This window comes from Campylobacter sp. JMF_08 NE1 (assembly GCF_027737875.1).
Taxonomy (GTDB): Bacteria; Campylobacterota; Campylobacteria; order Campylobacterales; family Campylobacteraceae; genus Campylobacter_B.
Genome location: NZ_JAOVUC010000013.1, coordinates 1 through 3,482, shown reverse-complemented (window position 1 = coordinate 3,482; position 3,482 = coordinate 1). Strand labels below are relative to the sequence as shown.

Here is a 3,482-nt window from a genome sequence, read left to right as displayed (position 1 = left end):
CTACAATGTGATTTATTATGCCCACCTACTCCTGTCACTATTTTGAGGGATACTGGTGCTTCTCAGTCCCTAATTTTGGCTGAAATATTGCCGTTTTGTGATAAATCCTATTCTGGTTCTAGTGTTCTTATACAGGGTGTAGAGTGTGGATCTTTGAATGTCCCCCTCCATAACATTAAGTTAAAATCAGATTTAGTGACTGGGCCTGTGACTGTAGGCGTTAGACCTTCGTTGCCCTTTCCGGGTGTTCATTTGTTGCTAGGTAATGACTTAGCTGGAGACAAGGTTGTTGTTAATCCTGTTGTAACTGACACTCCTGTACTTGATTATGTTCCTGATTCTAATGAACAGGAAATTCCAGAACTTTATCCTTCTTGTGCAGTTACTAGGGCTATGGCAAAGAAAGCCACCCTTGATTCCTCTAAAAATGAGGTTGAGTTGTCTGATACTTTTATAGGTCAGATTTTTGGTAATGAGGTTAGTAGTACCTTATGTGACAGTCTGTCTCAAAAGCAGTCTGTTTGTGAGTCTGTTTGTGAAAGTGATTTGTCTCGGTCAAGTTCAAGCCAAGGTCATGATACAAGGTCAAGGTCACAACTTATTAATGAACAACAGAATGACCCTGAGCTTAAGGACTTGTACCATAAGGCTTTAGATGAGAATGAAGTCTCAGAGGTCCCAGTTTGTTATTATTTGAAGAATGGGGTCCTTCTTAGAAAATGGCGTCCTTTAGATGTACCTGCTGATGAAGAGTGGAGTGTGAAACATCAGATAGTAGTTCCTAAATCATATAGGTCTGAAATCCTTAGTATTGCCCATGAAACTCCCTTAGCTGGTCATCTTGGTGTCAACAAGACTTATGACAAAATCTTGAATCATTTTTATTGGCCTGGTATTAGACAAGATGTAGTTAATTTTTGTAAGTCGTGTCACACATGTCAATTAGTTGGTAAACCTAACCAGACTATTCCTAAAAGTCCCTTGCAGCCTATTCCTGCATTTGAAGAACCATTTAGTAGAATTATTATTGACTGTGTTGGTCCTTTGCCCAAAACCAGGTCTGGGTGTGAATATATGTTGACTATTATGTGTGCTTCCACCCGTTTCCCAGAAGCTATTCCTTTGAGAAATATCAAAGCAAAGACTATTGTTAAAGCCCTTGTTAAGTTCTTCACATTTGTTGGTCTTCCTAAGTCAGTCCAATCTGACCAAGGGTCAAACTTCATGTCTGGGTTATTCCAACAAGTCATGCATGAACTTGGTATAAAACAATACCGGTCATCTGCTTACCATCCTGAAAGTCAAGGTGCTTTGGAAAGATTTCACCAAACATTGAAGAATATGATTCGTACTTATTGTTTTGATACTAATTCTAAGAACTGGGATGAGGGTGTACATTTGTTGTTATTTGCTGTGAGAGAAGCTGTCCAGGAGTCGTTAGGATTTAGTCCATTTGAGTTAGTGTTTGGACATTCTGTTAGAGGACCATTGAAATTGTTAAAAGAAAAGTTGCTTGATGAGGATGAGAGTCAGTTGAGTTTGTTACAGTATGTGAGTGATTTTAGAGAGAGATTAACAGATGTTTGTGATTTGGCACGTAGTAATTTGGAGAATGCTCAAAGTAAGATGAAAGATAGATATGATGTAAAGACTGTTGATAGAAGTTTTGAGCCTGGAGATTCTGTTCTTGCTCTTTTGCCTATTCCTGGTAGTCCGTTACAGGCAAGATACTTTGGTCCTTATATTGTTGACAAGAAAGTCAGTGATCTTAATTATGTTATTAATACTCCTGGAAGGCGTAAGCAAAAACAAATGTGTCATGTAAATATGTTAAAGAAATACATTAACAGAGATAGCTCATTTGTTAAACCTGTGTCAGTAGTAGGCTCTGTCCCACCTGAATCTAGTGATTGTGATGAAAATTGTGTTAGTGACATTCGTGAAAACACTGATCCTGGACCCGCGAAACTTCAAAACTCGGACATTCTCAGAAATCTGGACCAGAAACTTAGCCATCTCAACGAGTATGAACGTGGTGAACTGAAACAACTTCTACATGAATATGAACACTTGTTTCCTGACATTCCAACACGTACTGATAAGATTTCCCATGATGTGATTCTAGAGGACACTCAACCGATAAAACAACATCCATATAGAATGAATCCTGTAAAACAACAGTGCCTTAGAGATGAAGTGAAATATTTGTTGGAGAATGACTTTATTGAACCTAGTCAAAGTAACTATAGCTCTCCTTGTATTCTAGTTCCCAAGTCAAATGGAACATATAGAATGTGCACTGACTATAGAAAAATCAATGCTGTGACAAAGACAGATTCGTTCCCAATACCAAGAATTGACGACTGTATAGACAATGTTGGGAAAGCTAAATATGTTACAAAGTTTGATCTGTTGAAAGGCTTCTGGCAAGTACCTCTTACTGATCGTGCTAAAGAGATATCGGCATTTGTAACACCAGACGGACTGTTCCAGTATAAAGTTATGCCGTTTGGGATGAAAAATTCTCCTGCCACGTTCCAACGATTAATAAATTCAATCTTGGCTGGTCTAGATAACTGCAAGGCGTATATTGACGACGTTATCATCTACACGGAGACGTTCGACGACCATCTACGGACCATCAGAGCATTCTTCGATCGACTCACCGAAGCTATGTTAACTATCAACCTTGAGAAAAGTGAATTCTGTCATGCTACATTAACATTCTTAGGACATGTTGTGGGACAGGGTCAAGTTAAGCCAGTAGATTCTAAGGTCCAAGCTATCTCTGAATTTCCTGAACCTAATTGTAAAAGACAACTGATGCGATTTCTTGGTATGGCTGGTTACTACCGTAAATTCTGTAGTAATTTTTCAGTTATTGCTGAACCTTTGACCAATCTATTAAGAAAAGGTACAAAGTTTGTATGGAATGACAGGTGTCAGATTGCTTTTGATAAACTCAAAGCCATACTTAAGAGCACACCAGTTCTCTTAGCTCCAGATTTTAACAAGTGTTTTAAGTTAGCTGTAGATGCTAGTGATGTTGGTGCTGGTGCTGTATTGATTCAGGAGGACGACAATGGCATTGACCATCCAGTTTGCTATTTCTCTAAGAAATTTATTACACAACAAAGAAATTACTCTACTATTGAGAAAGAGTGTTTGGCTCTTATTTTGGCTATTCAGCATTTTGAGGTATACTTGACCTCTAGTCCTATGCCAATTGTTGTCTTCAGTGATCATAATCCTCTCAGTTTTCTTCATAAACTTAAGAACAAAAACCAGAGATTATTAAGATGGAGTTTGATGTTGCAAGAGTACAACCTTGAAATTAGGCATATCAAAGGTCGTGACAATATTATACCTGATGCATTATCACGTGTGTGAATGACTTTAAACATGAAAAGCTAGTGTACGATTTGTTAAGAGACTGTTATTATGACATTGAACAGACTTGTGTAATAATAATGACTATGAAG

Annotated in this window: 1 protein-coding gene; it reads left to right on the top strand. The window is 38.0% G+C overall.

The genetic code is table 11. The annotated features are described in order from the left end of the window. Window positions 1–75 precede the first annotated feature (75 nt). Window positions 76–3,390 (top strand): reverse transcriptase domain-containing protein, encoded by a 3,315-nt coding sequence (locus OFN91_RS08210; RefSeq protein WP_270873904.1) that lies wholly within the window; start codon window positions 76–78, stop codon window positions 3,388–3,390. The last annotated feature ends 92 nt before the right edge of the window (window positions 3,391–3,482 follow it).